This window comes from Lysinibacillus sp. NPDC086135, assembly GCF_044746345.1.
GTDB lineage: Bacteria > Bacillota > Bacilli > Bacillales_A > Planococcaceae > Lysinibacillus.
Window position 1 is genome coordinate 245,339 of sequence record NZ_JBIVCA010000001.1, and the last position, 18,141, is coordinate 263,479.

The following is an 18,141-nucleotide window of genomic DNA, read 5'->3' on the forward strand; positions in this document are numbered from 1 at the left end:
AATTGGTTGGTTAGCCAAACATTATGAGCTGCTTGATGGGAATACCCATACACAACTTAAAGGAGTGTTATTGATGGATATGTTAGAACTTTACAAGCAAGAAACAGGTGCAGTTGAGGTGGAAATGTTTAGTTTCCAGGAGTGGCTACTTGAGTACGAAATGTCTCAATTATCCCTGTAATAGCTATCCATCGGGCTAACAACTCGATGGGACTAGCAATCTATTTATAAAACCTAGCACAGTACGCCATGACCTGCTTATAGGAGCGAGCGACAGCCAATAGGCCCCAGTTGCGACGACAGCTTTGTAAGTAGATTGGTGGTTATCCATCAAAATAATCGAAAGGGTGGATATGTATGAAATTAGCAAATGCAGTGTCTAGAATTACTGAATTACCTAAAATTTTAGAGCAACATGGTGTAGCGTCAGAGGATGTTATCCGAGTTGAGTATAGTTCTAGTTCAGCAGATAATGCTGACATTCTTGTTCAACTATTTTCATTCGAATCTATTAAAAAGTTAGGTGCTTATGATATTGAAAATACGAAAGGCTATGAAGATGAACGTTGGAGGCAATATAAAGTTATTAAATGCGGCATTTCATTTATCTGTTGGCAACGTGAAAGCGAGGCGATTGCGTGAGTATTCTATTAGAAGTCGAAAATCCAATGGTACTTGGTCGCATTGAGTATCCGACGCCTCCTTATGAGCCAGTTGTAAGCTTCGAGATTCATGATGATTTTGGTAGTTTCATAGCTTCCGGTGACGTTTACTTCGAAATCGGTGATGCGATCGTACACATCGACAATATCAGTGATTACTTGGCTGTTGGATATTTAGATAAATCAACTTATGAAATGACTGATTCAGAGGTAATTGCTTATGTGGAGGAGCATTATGGGTTTGCTCATACAAAAAAATAATCCTATCCGGTGCAACGGAAAGGATTAAGTAAGGCCCATGCCAAATTTCATTTCTCAAATTATATCGCATGGGCCTAATAAATACAAATCGAAGGAGGTATTTTAATGAACTTACTACAGGAAGCAGAATTACACGAACTCTATGAAATGCCACCACAAGAAAAACAGTTATATGTCATTACGGATATCAATGGACTCAACTGGGTATTACGAAAAATTAATGCTGCCAACGCTAAATTAAATGAAATTAAATCGTTAGCAGATGCAGAACGAGAGCGTATTAATGCTTGGGAGAAAAAAGTAAGTGCTGGATTGATAAGTGATGTTGATTACTTTGAACAAAAAGTTATTGAATACCATTCCCACGTTTTAGCCAACGATACTGAACAAAAAAGCATTGTTACTCCGTATGGCAGAGTGAGATCCATCACAAATGAAGCGCAGCCAGAAAGGATTGATGATGAAGTTTTATTCGATTATGTAGTGACTAACCAATTACCTTATGTAGAAGTAAATACTTCTCGGAAGTTACAGTGGGGAGAACTCAAAAAAACATTAAAAGTAGTTCAACACGGAAATGAACAAATTGTAGTAGATGAAAATGGTCAAGCTGTACCAGGGGTAACGGTAAAACCACGCACAACAACATTCAAAGTGGAGGTGGATGACTGATGATCTTTTCACAAGAAAATACAAATATAGCTACCGCACTAGCAAAGTCTTGGGGTGAATTAGAAACACCTAAACACAATGCTAATGTAAAAGTTTCTTTGAAGTCTGGTGGCAGTTATTCCTTTGACTACACAGATCTAAACGGAATCTTCGAAGCTGCTCGAAAGGTTTTTAAGGAAAATGGAATCTCAGTTTTACAAAATAGTTATACAGAATCAACAGAACGTGGACCATTAGCATGTGTTGAGACTATGTTCTTGCATAGCTCAGGTGAATGGGTTAAGTCATTACCTCTAAAGTTCCCAGCAGCTACAGGAATGCAAGATTTTGGAGGACAAATCACTTACATGAAGCGATATAGTCTATCAGCGATGTTAGGAATTGCAACAGAGAAGGATGACGATGCAACCGGAGCAAGTGGTAACACATACGATTACTCTAATCGTCAACAACATTCTAACAACAACAACCTTCCAATGCCAACAAACGCACAAGAGGCTGGAGCTATTACATTGACATTTGGTAAGCATAAAGGGAAAACACTTGGACAACTATGGCGAGAGGATAAGTCTTATATTCAATGGTTGATGGAAAATGAAAAAACGGATGTTGCTATTAAAGAAGGTATTGGCATGATGCAAGTTGCAGCAGCTCAACAACAAGCACAACAACAGGCAGTATAGCTGAATAACGTACCAAACAAAGTCCTTCTGCCTGCTTGGATATTTCAACAGGCAGGAGGTAACAACGACGAAATTAAGCGTCTGGTGCTGCAATACATGCAACGTTATCCAAACTATCGAGTTACAAAAGTGAGTGGTAGTTTCGCGGAATGTGAGAGGCATGACGGGTTGTTATAGGAGGATTTTATGCAAATATTAGTTGTTTATCAAAAGTCGGATAGAAAAGTGATTGCAGTGTTTGAAATGAACACTTTTGTTATTGATATGAGGGTATTAGTAGTACCTGGTGTTACTTATTTAGTAACACTTGAAAAGGATATTTTTTATACAGCACCAGATGGAACGGTGTATGTGAAAGAAATTTAATGTGATTAATTTGAATATTGCGACATAAGGAGGGCTGAACATGCCAGTTGGAATTATTGAACGTCAGTACAGAGGGAAAGAACCAGCACCAGGATGCTGCTATTACTGTGAAGAGGAAAAGGATTTTTTGATGGTAAAACCTTCTCACATGGCTTTTAAAGGTGAAGTAACATTGTCGATTGCGATGGACGGTAAACAACACTGGATGTGTCTAGAGTGCTTTAGTAGCGAATTAGATTCAATTGGGCATAGCGTAGATATTTACAAGTACGGGTAAGGAGAGGCGAGGGCAAATGGCTAAATTTAGATTAGTACACACATCATTTTGGAATGATCCGCGTGTCGTTGAAGAAATGACGGCAGAAGACAAATACTTCTTTCTATATTTGCTAACGAATGAAAGTACAACACAAATCGGTATTTATCAAATTACAAAAAAACAAATAGCTTTTGATTTAGGTTATTCACCAGAGAGTGCAAATGCATTGTTACAACGGTTCATAGAGCACCACAAACTGATTAGATACAACGCAGAAACACGTGAAATAGCTATTAAGAATTGGGGCAAATATAACTTAGTTAGAGGTGGTAAACCGATACTCGATTGCGTGAAATCAGAGTTAAAAAATGTGAAAGATGCAACGATGATTGAATGGGTTGGTGAAAGTATACCAAATGATTCGATACGTAACGTTTACGAGTCGTACTACGATACGTGTCACGATACGCCAACGATACGCAATAAAAGTGAAGAATCCAGTAATACCAATAGTTCTTACGTAACGTCACACGATACGTCAACGATAAGTGGGCAAGAAGAAGATAAAGAAAAAGAAGAAGATAAAGAAAAAGAAGAAGAACAAGATAAAGACAGAGAAGAAAAACAACTTGGTCAGTCTGTCGCTTCTCCATTAATTGATAATGAATTTTTAGCTATCAAAAACTTCTTCGAACAAAAAATACGTAGTAGCAATTTTACAGATCACAAAAAGATGGACAACATACTAAGACTTTATCCTGATCATCTACTTATTATCGAAGCTATTAAGGTAACAGCAGATAAAGGTAAATCGAACATGGAATATGTAGAAGCAATCTTACGTAATTGGCGCACTGAAAAAGGCATTAATTCTTATAACGATTGGCAAGTGAAGGAGGCGCAGCAGTATGCAAGCAATCAGCGAAGTATTCCAACAGATGATGCAAGAAAATCCGAGATTAGGGCAGAGAATGAGAGACGCGCAAAACTCGCTGGGCTCTAGGGGTATCGAGTGCGCAACTACTCCTAGCGATGCGTGTCCACAAAAGAAATGTGATGGCAGTGGATTCCTTTGGTATATCGACTATCACAAGAAAATGCATCCAGAAAAAGTTGCTGAGGATATTAGAAAGCACAGAGAGCTATACGCGGTTGCACATGAAGTGAACGACCAACAGGAAATGGATCGTATTAACTCTATCTTGGTTGACTTGAAAAAAGAATCTGAGTGGTGGGAAAAATGCGATTGCCATGAACAAAAGCAAAAAGAGCAAGAGATTGCTAGAAAGCTAGATTTGTCGGGTATGCCGGAGAAATTTAGAAAAGCTAAAGTACATGGTTTTAAAGTGGATGTTTACACTCAACAAGTTTCGAGAACAGACGCCGCACTTGCTAAAAAGATGGCTACTAACTTTATTGAGAAATATAAAGAGATTGAACCAGGTAAAGGACTTTATTTCTACAGCTCAATAAAAGGTGCGGGTAAAACTCGTCTAGCTTGTAGTATCGGGAATGCATTAATGAGTGTTTATGGACAAGCTGTTGTTTATATGAAAGCCTACGACCTTTTCTTGCAAATTCGGAAAACTTTCAAAAAAAACAGTGAAACTACAGAAGATGAAATTTTAAAACTTTATCGCACAGCGGATGTACTAATTATCGATGATATTGCTGTTGAAAACCCTTCTGACTTCGCTGAACGAGTTTTATACAACATCTTGGATTATCGAATGGATAACTTTAAAACAACCATAATCACGTCAAATAAGACAATTGGAGAGTTAGCAGATTTGTATAAATTACGAGATTCCAAAGGACAAATTGTTGAGGACGGAGATCGTGGTGAACGTATAAAAAGCCGTATTAACAAAATGTGTTATCAGGTCAATATGCCAGAGGAATCTGTGAGGGATATTGAAGCACAGCAAGAGAACAACGCTTTTGAACAGATTTTATTTGCATAAAGAGGGGCGCACAGCCCCTTGATTGGAGGGTGAAGGGAATGGTTAAGTGGGTGGAATTGCAATTTGTTGTTAAAAACCCTTATTGGCATATTACGAAGGACACTGTAGTTAAGGTTGAGGGAGAAAAATTTATCGTGAAACGAATCGACGGCATCGTGTTATTGGATGAAGCTGTGGGGAAACCTAACTCGGTCAAAGTTTTTGCTAGGGGTGTTCGTAGCGAAATGGCAAGTGAAAGTGGGTGTACTCAATGACAAATCCTAATCCATTCCAACAAGTCGCTGATTTCGTGGCAAAGATGAGTGAAGCTTATCGTGAGTTTGAACTGAACAACCTCATGACCGAACTTGAGGAGTTTAATAAACAAAATTATAAAGACGCTGCTATTGATGTAGCTTTGGCTACTGGCGACCGTGAGGCTTTTAACAAATTAGTGGGGAGTGAAATGAATGGCTGAAAAAGTGAAGGTTAGTCGTGAAGTTGTTGAGGCATACCAAGAATTATTAGACAAGCATGAAGGAAATTCGTTAGCAGTGGTCTATGAATGGTCTGAAAAGCTATTACCACATAAAACTGATTCGGTATTAAAAAACATCGATTGGGATACGCTGTTGGATTTAATAACTGGTAACTACGAGGTAATTGAGGTAACTCCAGAAGAGGAAATTGCAGAATTTTATCATGAAGCTCAACAAAATTTTAAATTGAAAAAATCTAAATCGAATTCAGCTTTCAATGAAGGTGTCTGTGATGGAATAATAACAACTTTAAATTTACTTAACATCAAAATTGAAGGGGTGAATGATTGATGAACGAACAATATTTCATAGATCAAATGGTGTTACATGTAGGACTCTACAAGAAATATCAGTACAACGAAAATGCTATGGGGTTTTATCAGAATCTTGAGGACCTACGAAAGCTAAAGGGTCTTGATACACAGGATGAGGCGTTGGATTATGCGATTGAAAAAATGGAGGGGGCAAAGGCTGCATGACACTAAAACAAAAACTTCAAAAAGAATCACGTAACACCATTGAAGATTATGCGCTGAGATTCGCGTGTAACGTAGAGCCAATATTATTTGAGGAAGCTCAAAATGGTAAATCTAAAATGCAATTTAATTTAGATGAAAAAGATAAACACATCGTAACTTCTCCAATTTTTATAAGTGCTGTAAATGAACTGTTAGAAGGTGTGAAGGTTGAAGTGGTACAAGTATCGACTAAATCGCTCTTTCCGAGTTTTAAGAAGGAATTTCTACAATTAAGTTGGGGTGATTTGAATGATTAACCGAGTTGTATTAGTTGGCAGACTTACAAAAGATCCTGAATTACGCTATTCACAAAATGGGGTTGCATCATGTCGCTTTCAAGTGGCAGTAAATCGTACATTTCAAAATCAACAGGGTGACCGCGAAGCTGATTTCATTAGCTGTATAGCTTTTAGAAAACAGGCTGAAAATCTAGCAAACTTTCAGCGCAAAGGAAATTTAATAGGTTTGGAAGGGCGAATCCAAACAGGCAGTTATGAAGGGCAAAACGGAAAAGTCTACACAACGGACGTTGTAGCAGACAGCATTCAGTTTTTAGAACCGCGTTCAAACGGCACAGGAGGCTCACAGAGAACTTCAAACTACGAATCTAGTACAAATACAGGTGAATCGTATCAAGGTGGTTCACAGGGCAATTTTGGCGGTAATAACAAACAGTCAAGTTATACAAGGGTTGATGAAGATCCATTTGCGAATAGTAAAGGGCCAAAGGAAGTAAGTGAGGACGATTTGCCTTTCTAAATAAACATATTCGGGGTGATAAATATGGAGCCATTAAAGAAAATCACTAAGGCTAGGACTTCACGAGAATTAGAACGATTGGTTGCTGATGATACTGAGAGAGGTTGGAACGTAGCGAGTCGGATGAACTATATTTCTCAAGACCCACGACCTTATCAAATACTATTGGAATTTAATGTTGAAAGGGAACAGGTGAGTTTATGAAGAAAGGTAGCCAGCTGTTTACTAAAGTCATAATACTCAAGTTACGTAGAGAAAAACCTACAGTCATTGAAGTTAATGGTGAACGTTTTGTAAAAGATAATCGGAATGTTGGAGGTAAATGATGGATTATTCAAAACAAGAATGTCCTAAGTGCGGGAAATTAGTGAAAACATTATACAGACCAAGTTTTAAACACGAAGGACCAAATTTTTGTTATTGGTGCAATAAAAAACGAATGACGGAGGAAAATAAAAAATGAACTTAACAAAACTATTTGAAACACAAGCGAAGTTGGACGAGCACATCATGCAGGAGCATCAAGAGTTACGAGGGCAGAATAATCTTGATTGGAAGCTACTAGCGTTACAGGTTGAACTAGGTGAATGTGCGAATGAATGGCGAGGGTTTAAGAAGTGGAGTAAGGACCGGGAGCCGAGAATTTCTGTGAAAAATTCATGTGATCCTTGTGAAGGTACTGGAGATATTAATTGGCCATCAAGTAAATTACATCTTTTAGATGGTAATAGTGGTTTAGAGTATGAAGAATGCGAATATTGCAAAGGAATTGGCTTTGACGGATATAAAAATCCACTTCTTGAAGAATACGTTGACTGCTTGCATTTAATTTTGAGTATTGGGTTAGAATTACAGGTTAATTTTGATGCTGTTTATTCACCTACACATTTTATCTTTGGTAATGATATTACAAAGACATTTACACATCTAATAGGTGATGCATCGTTGATTAATTCAGGATTTAAAGAAATAGAACAGGAATACTCCATATACGTAAATCATTTCATGCATCTTGGTGAATTACTTGGCTTCACGTGGGAGCAAGTAGAAGTAGCTTACTACGCTAAAAACGAGGTCAACCATGAGCGTCAAAACGCTGGATATTGAGCAAATTATTAAGAAGGTGAAAAAATGAAATTCTTAGACCTATTTGCAGGTGTCGGTGGCTTTCGTTTCGGAATGGAAGCCACAGGACATGAATGCGTTGGGTACGTTGAAATAGACAAATATGCTCGTAAATCATACGAGGCGATACACAATACAAAAGGAGAATGGACAGCACATGACATCACTAGCGTTACAGATGACGATATTCGAGGACTTAGGGATAGAGGACCAATCGATATTATCTGTGGAGGATTCCCATGTCAAGCTTTTTCAGTTGCTGGGAAGCGAAAAGGATTCGATGACACTAGAGGAACTTTATTCTTTGAAATCGCACGTTTCGCCAATATCATCCGACCACAGTATTTATTCCTTGAGAACGTCAAAGGACTCCTCAACCATGACAGGGGGTATACGTTCGAGATTATCCTCAGAACCTTGGATGAACTCGGGTATGATGCGGAATGGCAAGTGCTTAACTCTAAAGATTTCGGAGTTCCGCAAAACAGGGAAAGGGTGTTCATTATTGGACATCTTAGAGGAGCAAGTGGACGAAAAGTATTTCCTATCAAAGGATTTAGTCCAGCGCCTAGTATTAACATAATTGGCACTACTAAAAACCAAGATGCTAAGGGTACTAATTGTAGGCATTGGGTACACGATCGAAATGGAATTGTAGGAGCTTTAAGTGCAACTGATTATAAACAACCAAAACAAATAATTGTTGCAGGAGAATTAAGTATAAAAGGTCATGATTTAATTAGGCGAATTTACGACACGGGTGGGGATTTCCCCTAGCCTTTCTACGATGCAAGGTGGTAATCAGGAACCGAAAATTGTACAGGCAGTCCTAACACCAGATCGATTAGAAAAAAGGCAAAACGGGAGAAGAATAAAAGAACCAGGAGAACCAATGTTTACATTAACTGCACAGGACCGGCACGGAGTAGCGATAAAAGAAGCTACAAAACAGGGTTATGATACTGCTCATCCTGGTGATTCTATCAATTACTCAGTGCCAGATTCTAAGACTCGTAGAGGACGTGTAGGAAAAGGAATTGCGAATACATTAGACACTGGTTGTCAACAAGGCGTACTTACAGATGAATATCGTATTCGCAAACTCACTCCACGTGAATGTTGGAGATTACAAAGCTATCCTGATTGGGCTTTCGATAAAGCAGCAGCTGTTAATTCAGATAGCCAACTATATAAACAGGCAGGCAATGGTGTAACTGCAAACGTTATCGAGGCAATTGCACAAAAGTTAGTGTAGGAGGGCAAACATGAACGTACTAACATTTGAAATACCAGGGATAATTCAACCACAAGAGCGACCTCGATTTAGTAGACGTGGTAAGAAGGTAGTCACACATGACGCACCAAAGAGTAAGGACTTCAAAGACTTTGTAAAGCTCGTAGCATATCAATATAAGCCGTCAGAATTAATTACAGAGCCAATTAAACTAAAAGCTGATATTTATCTCATGCCACCAAAGAAATACCACACAGGGCCAAAGAGAAAGCTTATAGCTAGTGGCGAATTGCGTCCAACAACAAAGCCCGATCTCGATAACTTGATAAAGGGTATTAAGGATGGATGCAACAAGATTATTTGGCATGATGATTCTCAGATTGTTGATATGACAGTGAGGAAGTTTTATTCAGAAAAACCAAGGGCCGAGGTGACGATTGAATGGGCAGAAAAGTAGACAGTAGATACATCTTATTCACTGGTGATGTTCATGAAACGGTTAAGTTTGATTTTACAATACAACAGATTGGAACTTTTATTACCATGTGGGATCAAGGATATCCAATAAACAAAATAGCTCAAAGGCTTAATACAAGTAAGGTTAGTGCTGCATTGATTGTTATGGATCTAGAGATGACAGGAAAGATTGGGTCGCGTGCTGGTGGATTGCTAGGGGAACAAAAAGTGGTTAGTTGAAAGATATTGTTCAGGAAGGAAGTGAGAACACGGGTTATCAATTACCTGATATGAATGAATAAATCTGAAAAGAAAAAAAGGAGCAAATCCTTCGTCAAAGGAAACTTACTCCTAACTATCTTTACCGAGTATTTTATCTTTAAACAATAGGACTTAACATTTTAAGGATAATAGAAGCATTTACGTTTGTTTGTGTGCCTCCTGCCAATGTTTGAAGGATTACTGCTGCAGCGGAGGTATGATTTCTAAGTGTAAGAATACCGCCGGCTGGGATAGCAATTATCACCTGACCAGTATTTTGCTGAGTACCAGCTCCTGAACCGTAGACTGATTCTGGGATCGGTACACCATTTAAAAATAGTGTGAATTGGTTAGGTTCAACACCTGATACGCTGAAAGTAACTTCGTAGATTCCTGGTGTGGTAACAACAATTTGAGAGGTTCCTGGAATGTGCGTAATTCCAGGTGTAACTATACCTGTTGAATCGAAAATAACATCAGCCTCTACAGCTACAGTTTCAGGACTTAGATTATATATATATCCATATTCGCAAAGACTACTACATGCTGATGGTGTTACAGGAGGAATAGCACCAGTAATTCCACAGAGATCAATGGCTGTGAATGGTCCTATTTGGCTTCCACATAAGTAGGAACGTTTATTACAGTTACTACATTTATCCATTTTTTCACCTCCGTTTGTAGTATTTTATTCGAGTGAAAGATGGTGTAAAGGGCAATAGGTTAATACATTCAATTAATAACTTAGACTCATTATTAATGTTCTATTTTAAAAAAAAGACCAATTGTATGAGATGGATACTTCTTTATAGCTATTCAACAAGCCCCTGTTAGTTAAGAATAAAATTACTAATTATTAATAACTAACGACTCACTAAATATTTTTAATATTATCCCTTATTCAATTAGTCTGCCCTACAGCTGTAATTTTGCAAGTTGAAATTGCAAATCTAACGATTGTTTCAGGACTTATTGGTAAAGTACCTAACACTATGCCAAGACCTGTTTGTTCCACGGTAAAATCTGCTGCAATAGAACCATTAACTGCTAAAAGATTCACTGTAGAACCGATAAGTGTATCTAGCAATTGTCTAATCGGTCGTTCGCGACAATCACACTCGCACCCTGAATTAACAGGTGGCAACAAGTTGATAGTAGGTCCTGGTGGTAAAAATCCTACCCCTGTAACATCAGAAATATTTACTTTAAAGGTTGTCGCACCATCTGTAACAGTAACTAAAAAATCATTCACTTCAATAATTGTGAATAAAAAAAATAGAGGAGGTACATTTGGTGCGTCTGCAACAGTGCCAAGAATTACAGTTTGCCCAACAAGCTGCTGTAAGACGGACTGAAGTGGAGAAACACAACAATCACAAAGACACGATGAGGTGGGGACTGAAGGACAGCAACTATTAAGTGCTGTGTACTTAACTGGCGGACAATTTCCGTTAGTTTTTATTCTAGTAATTTTCTTTTTTTTAGACATAATTTCACCTCACTATTTCTTTTATAATATGTTTAAAAGAAATATGAGATTGGATTAAAACCTATTTAGGTTTGAACAAAGATACTTTTTTTGAGCAGCGCTTATTGAACAATATGAGGAAAATAAAAAACCCCAGTTTATACTGGGGAAACGGTTTGTCAGGAAATAAATATTATTTTTCAGGATAATCTACATGTAATGGTGGTGGAACTAACCAGCCTTTATTTTTATTAAGTCGTAGTAGTTTAGCACCGATTTGAGCTTTTGCTGTATGGAATTGTCCATACATTAATGCGATATCTTCACGAATAGAAATACCCATTGCTTGACTGCATGCAACTAATCCAGCAGCTAGGTCGGCACTAAGTGCAGCGCTAATTTCTGGATCATTAAACTTAGCACCAGCGGGGATATCCTTCATCCTTGCTACCGGTCTTTCAGGTGAAGCAGGAGGTAAACCAATACCATTTGTTTTTAGGATTTTCTCTAATTGTTTTACTTCTTCCCTGCAAAGTTCAACGATATCTTCAATTATTTTCTTTAGATCTTCGTCACCAGCATGATTATAAAAAGTTTGATAGCCAGAAATCATGCCATAATCTGCAATTAAATTTGACCAAACACTAAACACTTCACCGTAATGCAATGGCTCGTTTTTTGGATTTCCTCCAAAAATACCCATACTTTCACTTCCTTTTCTTATTTTAGCTAAAGCAAGGATAGTATGGTTAAAAATAAAAAAATAATTCATTACTGAACAATATGAAAAAAATAACAAACACACACACATGTAAAGTTTTATAAAACAAACACTTTTATATGTAATAGAGGGATAGCACGTGCGGTAACAGTGTGCGGCGATGCAATGCAACAGGTTGCTATCCCAAAATAAAAAAGAGCCATCTCCTTAAAAAAAGAAATGGCTAAAAAGTAGTCTTGGATGAAGACATTGAAGTGTCAAGCAAACACTTACACTACTATAACTATGTTGTAATTTTAGTTTTGTATAGTTGAAAACCTGGAAATTTAATAAAAAAAGCCGCAGCGTGTTCAGACGCTACAGCTAAGAATTGGTTTATGCCCTTTGACGGTGCTTACAACATTATTATATCACACCGTAGGAGGGCAAACCTATGTTAAAAGAGAAAACGGAATTAAATCGCTACCAACTAGACAAGGCAATTAAAAAGTACCATGACAATATGTGTAAGTACATGAGAATGAAAGATGAGCTTGATTCATTAACAGCGGCGGCATCTACAGCCAAGTATGGTATTGAGGCAACAATGCCTAAAGCAGTCGGAAGTACAAGTGATCCAGTACATGCACATGTTCAAATTAGAGCATCGCGAGAAGTACGCATTAACAAAATTAAAGATGAATTACTAATGGTTCAAAATTTAACAAGCAAGGTAAATGGCGATATAGAGCAAGAAGTACTTTATTGGTTGTTAGAAGGCATGCCTTTCCGCTGGATAGGTGCAAAGCTTAATATGAGTCATACAAGCGTACAGCGAGTACGAGAACGTGTTATTGATATGATGATGAAGTAAATAATAATAACCCTGTCCTCATTTTAAGACAGGGTTTTTTACAAAATGTTTTACACTCTCCGAACAACGGCCAAATAAATAGATGATGATATACTTTGAATGAAAAACACAAGCATTACATAATAAATAAAATATTCTTTATCTATTAATTTTAACATTGCTACTAGTGCTACTCCAATTAATATACCAACAGTTAGAACAGAATAAGAAAATGACTTGATTTTAAAGATGAGCATTTGACCTCTCTCATCTTGCGACTCTATCCTACGTTCAAATGTAGATTTGTAAAATTCTGCAATAATTACTAACACTGCTAAAACACATATACTAATCATAGCTAAGTTGACCATTATTCATCCTCCACATAATTAAATACATCCGTTATTTCTTTATCAAATGAATTAGCAATTTTAAAAGCTAGAATCAAAGACGGATTATATTTATTTTTCTCTAAAGCTGCTATAGTTTGTCGACTGACACCAACCACATCTGCTAATTGTTGTTGCGTCCATCCTTTTTCCGCCCTACAAATTACTAATTTGTTATTTAACAATAGCACCACCTCTTATATTAATTGTAATTTATTTCTTACAAATTGTAAACTATTTTTTACATTAAATAAAGTTACATATGTTCAAGATGTTCTAAGTGTTACAAATGTGCCAAGTGTTACAGATGTTCCAAATGTTCCAAACGTATCAATTTTGGTGAGTTACGATGTAAACTAAAGGGGAGGTCGGACAGGTAAATGTTTCTTCCCTTGGTATTTACAAAATCCTAAATATTAGGGAAAGACAGACCGACGACCGACCTGCGCCTCATAAACTTGTTCGAGGCAAGACATACACGGCCGGCCCATATTTTTTAAGAGATTAGGTATCTTAATTAATATAAAAGGCTAAAAATTGCTGAAGGAGTGGTTTTTATGTGAACTTCGTCCACTTTCCATTTAGTCAAACTTACTAAAACAAACTTACTGAGCAACAAAGTGCGCGGATACGCACTATAAATAAAAACACAATTCGCTTTACAAATATAACGTGGGCCAGCTCTACCACGATTTCGCAAGTGAGCTAACTCGACAAAAACAATAGCAAAGCTTTCATCTTAGGATGGAGGCTTTTTCTTTTGCTTTGAAAACTGCATCAAACAGCCAAAACACTATGAGTTGAGAGGGCAGAGTTTGGTGTGGTTTTGAGAGTGGAATTTGTAGAAAATTGTTCCAATTTGTTACCTCTCGGATTATGATTAAATGGGAGGACTAACATGGCAAAAAATACACAAGAAAATCACGAACAAAATCAAGAAAGAAAAAAGAACAAATGGATAGAGTGGAGAAATCAGGATTGGTTATGGCTTGTCTTAATTTTATGTGCAATTATATATTTTGTCATAACATTTAGGCTTGCTGATAATAAACAGGTTGTAGACTTATTTTCGTTTATTTCTAGCTCCGTTTCTATTGCATTAGCTGTGGTTGCAATATTTTATGCATGGAAACAGGATAGCGATAGCCAAGTCGTTTCAAGAGAAACATCAAAATTACTAACTACTATTACAACGAAAATAGAAGGTATGGATAAAAAAATGGATAAATTTGATCCGAGTATGATCACAAATCCAGAACAGATTCAAATGCTAAATGAAATAAAAAATGTGATAAGTAACAACGACCAAAATGAGGACCAAAAGACTTATGAGGATATTACAAATATAATCAATCAAAGATTTGAAGATATGAACGCGAAGCTTCAAGGGTATTATTTAGATGATGAATTTGAAACACATTATATGTGTAAATTTTTAATTGGTGATAACCATTCAGATCCATTAGATTTTTTAAATGATATTATAAAAACATTTAAAGCCAACAGTATTTCACATGTTTTCGCAAACGACATATTAGTGGTGACATTTAAGAGTAAACACCCAGATGTACTAGGGGTGATGCCGCCATTAGCTAGAAAGTATGGCTATCATGTTAATAATATAAATTTTAATTAACATCCTCCGGGATGTTTTTATTTTGTTCTGAAAAGTGAGTATCGAGCAGTTCCTCCCCTTTAACTGCTAGGGCATCGGTACTTACTTTTGAGAGCAAAAATTTGTTACATATATTTCATCTTCTCGTTTATGATTAGGTTGGAGGTGAGAGCTTTGGAATGGGGTAACATCGCTGATTGGGTAAGTGGTTTAGGTTCAGTAGCTGCAGTAGGTTCTGCAATTTGGATTGCATCAAAAGAAAGTAGACCAAAGTTATTAGTTGATGTTATAAAAGATGATTTTAGACATCAAAATCACGGTGAGCAACTTAAAAGATACGACATTTGTTTGTATAATGTAAGAACTAAAGTTGTACATGTTAGATACATAGGTTTTTATTACAAAGATAACTTTAAAACCGTGTTATTAGGAAGAGAACGTTCTGGTAAAAGCCCGCTAATCGACTCAATAAAATCCGGTGAGGTAAAAGTGTTTACAAGAGAAGTAAATGTATCTGAATTCCATAAAAAGACAAACGGCAAAAGGAAAAAGATTCATGTAATAGTTGAAGATATAGAAGGTAAAAAATATCGAACAAAATTCACTCCATAGTTGAAAGGGGTGAATTTTTATTTTGCCTTGAAAAGTGAGTATCGAGCAGTTTCACCTCCCCTGACTGTTGGGCAACGGTACTTACTTTTGAGAGCAAAAAGTTATTACATATATTTCATCTCCTGGTTTATGATTGGTTTGGAGGTGAATTAAATGACAGAATCAACTCAAACAAACGCATCTAGCCAAAATACCACTTTTATTCACGACTTAATTGAAATGACTAGGAAAGATGATAAAGATCTAAAAGCATTCATTGATAGTAATCTTTTCCCTAAAAAATCTTCTTTAAGTTTTGAATCAATCAAGAACAATATAGACTCATTAAAAGTAATGGATCATACTCAACAGGTGATTGTAAAAGCAAGGGCTAAAGAATTTGAAGAATCACATGATCCTTCTAAATACATACCTTCACTTATTGCAATTGTTAGTATTATTGGCGTTTTATATTCGGCGATAAAAGAGCTGTCTGGCAATAGTGCTTGGAGTGTTTTCCTTCATAGCATGGTAATTGCCTTTTTAATTATATATATTAACCGTACTTATGAAAGACTTATTAAAATACGTCCTACTGCAATTTATTTTAATTCTTTGATAGCGAATATAAAATATGATAATGAATGAACAAAAAAAGACATCCTATGGGTGTTTTTATTTTGCCCTGAAAAGTGAGTATCAAGCAGTTCCTCCCCTTTGACTGTTGGACAACGGTGCTTACTTTTGAGGGTGAAATAATACCTAAATATAATAGTGATAAACAGCTATTTTTATGCTATTTTGTTAATGAGGTGATTTTATGGCGGGGGATATTACAACTAATTTTAAAAATCACGTGAACAGAACACCGCATAATGAGCATGATAAACTTAACAACAAAGCCATGAGTAGTAAAAAAATCACTAAAGAATGTGTAGACAGATTGATTGAGGATATTGATAAAACATTAAAGGCGTCCGAGTGACGTCTTTTTATTTTGAGTAAAATAAGCAACTAGCATAATGGGGTGATGCCATTGATTGAACACAAGTTAACAGTGAAGCAGCAAGCGTTTGTTGATTATTATATTGAACTAGGGAATGCAACAGAAGCTTATTTGAAGGCATATCCGAATGTTAAGAAGGAAGCTACTGCAAGGGCTGCAGGAAGTCGCATGTTAACAAATGTTAGCGTGAAATCTTATATAGACAATCGCATGGAAGAGTTGAAGTCTGAGCGAGTAGCAGATCAGCAAGAAATACTAGAGTTACTAACTGCTATCGCAAGGGGCGAGACAACTTCGGCAACTTTACGTGGCATAGGTGAAGGTGCACAAACAATTGATGAAGATATGCCACCAACTACTACAGAACGAATTAAAGCTGCTGAATTACTAGGCAAGAGATACCGTATGTGGATTGATAAGGTCGAGACAGATGGTAAAACTAAAGTGGTTATTGTGGATGATGTGTAATGACAGAGAAACGTATCAGTTTGGCTAGTATCATTACAGAGCAATTCAAACCTTTCTGGCGTGCCTCTAGAGCAAAGGAACATTTACGTTATGTTTTAAAGGGTGGTCGTGGTTCTGGTAAGTCCTTTCATATTCCAATGCGTATCCTACTAGACATCATGGAATACCCAGTATCTGCACTTGGTATTCGTAAAGTGCAAAACACCATTCTGAAATCTGTGTACGCTAACTTTAAAGCAGCCGCAAATGTTATGGGTGTTCGTGATCAATTCCGTTTTGTTGATTCCAAGCTCGAAATCACTTACTTAGGCCGAGGAAACAAAATTTATTTTGCTGGTGCAGATGATCCCGAAAAGATTAAATCTATCAAAGATGCTGATTTCCCATTAGCTATCGTATGGTTTGAAGAATTAGCAGAGTTTAAGTCAGAAGATGAAGTAACAACAATCGAAAACTCGATTCTACGTGAGGAGTTGGAAGGGAAGATATTTTCGCAAGCTGAAAGACAGCAAGCGTACCCTTTTGACTACTCTTTTTATTATTCTTACAATCCACCGAAACGTAAACAGTCGTGGGTGAATAAGAAGTATGAGAGTTCAATGATTGATTCAAATACTTACGTAGATCATTCAACTTATTTAGGGAATCCGCATTTATCGAAAAAGTTTATTGAAGAAGCAGAGAACGTTAAGAAAAATAAACCTTTAAAATACCGATGGGAATACCTTGGTGAAGCGATAGGTAGTGGAGTTGTACCCTTTGACAACCTACAAATTGAAAAAGGCTCAATCACAGATGAAATGGTTGCATCCTTTGACAATATCCGAAACGGAGTCGACTACGGTTATGCTACGGATCCATTAGCATTTGTGCGTTGGCATTATGACAAGAAGAAAAATGCTATCTATGCTGTTGATGAAGTATACGGTGTGAAGATTAGTAATCGTGAGTTATCGAAAAAATTACATGCGAAGGGTTATGAAAATGACCGTATTGCAGCAGAAAGTGCAGAGCCTAAATCCAATGCAGAGTTAAAGAATGAGTTAGGTATTAAAAAGCTCTATGCCGTAAAGAAAGGTCCGGATAGCGTCGAATATGGTGAGGAATGGTTAGACGATTTAGATGCAATTTATATCGACCCATTGCGTACGCCAAACATTGCAAGAGAATTTGAAAACATCGATTATCAAACGGACAGAGATGGCAATCCGATACCTCGCTTAGAGGATAAAGATAACCATACAATAGACGCTACTCGCTATGCATTTGAAAGAGATATGAAACGACCTTCAATGTCTGTTCTAAAGTGAGGT

28 protein-coding genes and 2 pseudogenes are annotated in these 18,141 nt (G+C 36.9%); 25 read left to right on the forward strand and 5 right to left on the reverse strand.

What is annotated here, in order from left to right:
- Positions 1–357 precede the first annotated feature (357 nt).
- The 18 genes and pseudogenes from ACIPKN_RS01125 to ACIPKN_RS01210 all read left to right on the forward strand — a co-directional run bounded on the left by ACIPKN_RS01125 (position 358) and on the right by ACIPKN_RS01210 (position 9,717).
- Positions 358–642 (forward strand): hypothetical protein, encoded by a 285-nt coding sequence (locus ACIPKN_RS01125; protein WP_400932596.1) that lies wholly within the window; start codon positions 358–360, stop codon positions 640–642.
- Entirely contained in the window at positions 639–923 is a 285-nt protein-coding gene (locus ACIPKN_RS01130) for a hypothetical protein (protein ID WP_400932598.1), read from the forward strand. The genes ACIPKN_RS01125 and ACIPKN_RS01130 overlap by 4 nt, the downstream gene beginning before the upstream one ends.
- A gap of 105 nt (positions 924–1,028) precedes the next feature.
- A complete protein-coding gene (locus tag ACIPKN_RS01135) occupies positions 1,029–1,595 on the forward strand; it encodes a host-nuclease inhibitor Gam family protein (RefSeq protein WP_400932600.1) in 567 nt (188 codons plus the stop codon).
- Positions 1,595–2,278: an ERF family protein gene (locus tag ACIPKN_RS01140; protein ID WP_400932602.1), complete on the forward strand. Its 684-nt coding sequence runs from the start codon at positions 1,595–1,597 to the stop codon at positions 2,276–2,278. Before ACIPKN_RS01135 ends, ACIPKN_RS01140 begins: the two co-directional genes overlap by 1 nt.
- A 186-nt stretch (positions 2,279–2,464) precedes the next feature.
- Positions 2,465–2,644, forward strand: a complete 180-nt coding sequence (locus ACIPKN_RS01145; protein ID WP_400932604.1) for a hypothetical protein — start codon at positions 2,465–2,467, stop codon at positions 2,642–2,644.
- 40 nt (positions 2,645–2,684) lie between these two features.
- Positions 2,685–2,921 (forward strand): hypothetical protein, encoded by a 237-nt coding sequence (locus tag ACIPKN_RS01150; RefSeq protein ID WP_400932606.1) that lies wholly within the window; start codon positions 2,685–2,687, stop codon positions 2,919–2,921.
- Positions 2,922–2,937: 16 nt separating this feature from the next.
- A complete protein-coding gene (locus tag ACIPKN_RS01155) occupies positions 2,938–3,906 on the forward strand; it encodes a DnaD domain protein (protein ID WP_400932608.1) in 969 nt (322 codons plus the stop codon).
- On the forward strand, positions 3,812–4,867 hold the full coding sequence (locus ACIPKN_RS01160) for an ATP-binding protein (RefSeq protein ID WP_400932610.1): 1,056 nt from the start codon (positions 3,812–3,814) through the stop codon (positions 4,865–4,867). Before ACIPKN_RS01155 ends, ACIPKN_RS01160 begins: the two co-directional genes overlap by 95 nt.
- A 38-nt stretch (positions 4,868–4,905) precedes the next feature.
- Entirely contained in the window at positions 4,906–5,121 is a 216-nt protein-coding gene (locus ACIPKN_RS01165; protein WP_400932612.1) for a hypothetical protein, read from the forward strand.
- Positions 5,118–5,324 (forward strand): hypothetical protein, encoded by a 207-nt coding sequence (locus ACIPKN_RS01170; RefSeq protein ID WP_400932614.1) that lies wholly within the window; start codon positions 5,118–5,120, stop codon positions 5,322–5,324. Before ACIPKN_RS01165 ends, ACIPKN_RS01170 begins: the two co-directional genes overlap by 4 nt.
- Entirely contained in the window at positions 5,317–5,676 is a 360-nt protein-coding gene (locus tag ACIPKN_RS01175; RefSeq protein WP_400932616.1) for a hypothetical protein, read from the forward strand. Before ACIPKN_RS01170 ends, ACIPKN_RS01175 begins: the two co-directional genes overlap by 8 nt.
- Positions 5,676–5,864 carry a hypothetical protein gene (locus ACIPKN_RS01180; RefSeq protein WP_400932618.1) on the forward strand — a complete coding sequence of 63 codons (189 nt, stop codon included), beginning with the start codon at positions 5,676–5,678 and terminating at the stop codon, positions 5,862–5,864. The genes ACIPKN_RS01175 and ACIPKN_RS01180 overlap by 1 nt, the downstream gene beginning before the upstream one ends.
- Positions 5,861–6,160, forward strand: a complete 300-nt coding sequence (locus tag ACIPKN_RS01185) for a hypothetical protein (RefSeq protein ID WP_400932620.1) — start codon at positions 5,861–5,863, stop codon at positions 6,158–6,160. The genes ACIPKN_RS01180 and ACIPKN_RS01185 overlap by 4 nt, the downstream gene beginning before the upstream one ends.
- The gene (ssb, locus tag ACIPKN_RS01190) at positions 6,153–6,662 is read left to right on the forward strand and encodes a single-stranded DNA-binding protein (protein ID WP_400932622.1); all 510 of its coding nucleotides are present in this window, start codon (positions 6,153–6,155) and stop codon (positions 6,660–6,662) included. The genes ACIPKN_RS01185 and ssb overlap by 8 nt, the downstream gene beginning before the upstream one ends.
- A 459-nt stretch (positions 6,663–7,121) precedes the next feature.
- Positions 7,122–7,769 carry a dUTP diphosphatase gene (locus ACIPKN_RS01195; protein WP_400932624.1) on the forward strand — a complete coding sequence of 216 codons (648 nt, stop codon included), beginning with the start codon at positions 7,122–7,124 and terminating at the stop codon, positions 7,767–7,769.
- 24 nt (positions 7,770–7,793) lie between these two features.
- A pseudogene (locus ACIPKN_RS01200) lies at positions 7,794–9,042 on the forward strand (DNA cytosine methyltransferase).
- 10 nt (positions 9,043–9,052) lie between these two features.
- Positions 9,053–9,478, forward strand: a complete 426-nt coding sequence (locus tag ACIPKN_RS01205) for a RusA family crossover junction endodeoxyribonuclease (protein WP_400932626.1) — start codon at positions 9,053–9,055, stop codon at positions 9,476–9,478.
- Positions 9,463–9,717 carry a hypothetical protein gene (locus ACIPKN_RS01210; protein ID WP_400932628.1) on the forward strand — a complete coding sequence of 85 codons (255 nt, stop codon included), beginning with the start codon at positions 9,463–9,465 and terminating at the stop codon, positions 9,715–9,717. Before ACIPKN_RS01205 ends, ACIPKN_RS01210 begins: the two co-directional genes overlap by 16 nt.
- Before the next feature lie 139 nt (positions 9,718–9,856).
- Here the strand turns inward: ACIPKN_RS01210 and ACIPKN_RS01215 are convergent, their stop codons facing one another.
- The 3 genes and pseudogenes from ACIPKN_RS01215 to ACIPKN_RS01225 form a co-directional block, all read right to left on the reverse strand.
- Positions 9,857–10,402 (reverse strand): BclA C-terminal domain-containing protein, encoded by a 546-nt coding sequence (locus tag ACIPKN_RS01215; protein WP_400932630.1) that lies wholly within the window; start codon positions 10,400–10,402, stop codon positions 9,857–9,859.
- 237 nt (positions 10,403–10,639) lie between these two features.
- Positions 10,640–11,131: pseudogene (locus ACIPKN_RS01220) on the reverse strand (bclA protein); the annotation flags it as partial.
- A gap of 268 nt (positions 11,132–11,399) precedes the next feature.
- Positions 11,400–11,909 carry a DUF3231 family protein gene (locus ACIPKN_RS01225; RefSeq protein WP_400932632.1) on the reverse strand — a complete coding sequence of 170 codons (510 nt, stop codon included), beginning with the start codon at positions 11,907–11,909 and terminating at the stop codon, positions 11,400–11,402.
- A gap of 451 nt (positions 11,910–12,360) precedes the next feature.
- Here ACIPKN_RS01225 and ACIPKN_RS01230 point away from each other — a divergent pair, with 451 nt between their 5' ends.
- On the forward strand, positions 12,361–12,780 hold the full coding sequence (locus ACIPKN_RS01230) for a hypothetical protein (protein WP_400932634.1): 420 nt from the start codon (positions 12,361–12,363) through the stop codon (positions 12,778–12,780).
- Between the two features lie 50 nt (positions 12,781–12,830).
- Here the strand turns inward: ACIPKN_RS01230 and ACIPKN_RS01235 are convergent, their stop codons facing one another.
- Both ACIPKN_RS01235 and ACIPKN_RS01240 read right to left on the reverse strand, forming a co-directional pair.
- Positions 12,831–13,130 carry a hypothetical protein gene (locus tag ACIPKN_RS01235; RefSeq protein ID WP_400932636.1) on the reverse strand — a complete coding sequence of 100 codons (300 nt, stop codon included), beginning with the start codon at positions 13,128–13,130 and terminating at the stop codon, positions 12,831–12,833.
- Positions 13,130–13,333: a helix-turn-helix transcriptional regulator gene (locus tag ACIPKN_RS01240; RefSeq protein ID WP_400932638.1), complete on the reverse strand. Its 204-nt coding sequence runs from the start codon at positions 13,331–13,333 to the stop codon at positions 13,130–13,132. The genes ACIPKN_RS01235 and ACIPKN_RS01240 overlap by 1 nt, the downstream gene beginning before the upstream one ends.
- Before the next feature lie 713 nt (positions 13,334–14,046).
- Here ACIPKN_RS01240 and ACIPKN_RS01245 point away from each other — a divergent pair.
- The 6 genes from ACIPKN_RS01245 (at position 14,047) to ACIPKN_RS01270 (ending at position 18,138) form a co-directional block, all read left to right on the forward strand.
- Positions 14,047–14,784: a hypothetical protein gene (locus ACIPKN_RS01245; RefSeq protein ID WP_400932640.1), complete on the forward strand. Its 738-nt coding sequence runs from the start codon at positions 14,047–14,049 to the stop codon at positions 14,782–14,784.
- A gap of 153 nt (positions 14,785–14,937) precedes the next feature.
- Positions 14,938–15,375, forward strand: a complete 438-nt coding sequence (locus tag ACIPKN_RS01250) for a hypothetical protein (RefSeq protein ID WP_400932642.1) — start codon at positions 14,938–14,940, stop codon at positions 15,373–15,375.
- Positions 15,376–15,528: 153 nt separating this feature from the next.
- Positions 15,529–16,002 (forward strand): hypothetical protein, encoded by a 474-nt coding sequence (locus ACIPKN_RS01255; RefSeq protein ID WP_400932644.1) that lies wholly within the window; start codon positions 15,529–15,531, stop codon positions 16,000–16,002.
- Between the two features lie 172 nt (positions 16,003–16,174).
- Positions 16,175–16,339: a hypothetical protein gene (locus ACIPKN_RS01260; RefSeq protein WP_400932646.1), complete on the forward strand. Its 165-nt coding sequence runs from the start codon at positions 16,175–16,177 to the stop codon at positions 16,337–16,339.
- A 51-nt stretch (positions 16,340–16,390) separates the two neighbouring features.
- Positions 16,391–16,828: a terminase small subunit gene (locus ACIPKN_RS01265; protein WP_400932648.1), complete on the forward strand. Its 438-nt coding sequence runs from the start codon at positions 16,391–16,393 to the stop codon at positions 16,826–16,828.
- On the forward strand, positions 16,828–18,138 hold the full coding sequence (locus tag ACIPKN_RS01270; protein WP_400932650.1) for a PBSX family phage terminase large subunit: 1,311 nt from the start codon (positions 16,828–16,830) through the stop codon (positions 18,136–18,138). Before ACIPKN_RS01265 ends, ACIPKN_RS01270 begins: the two co-directional genes overlap by 1 nt.
- Positions 18,139–18,141 lie beyond the last annotated feature (3 nt).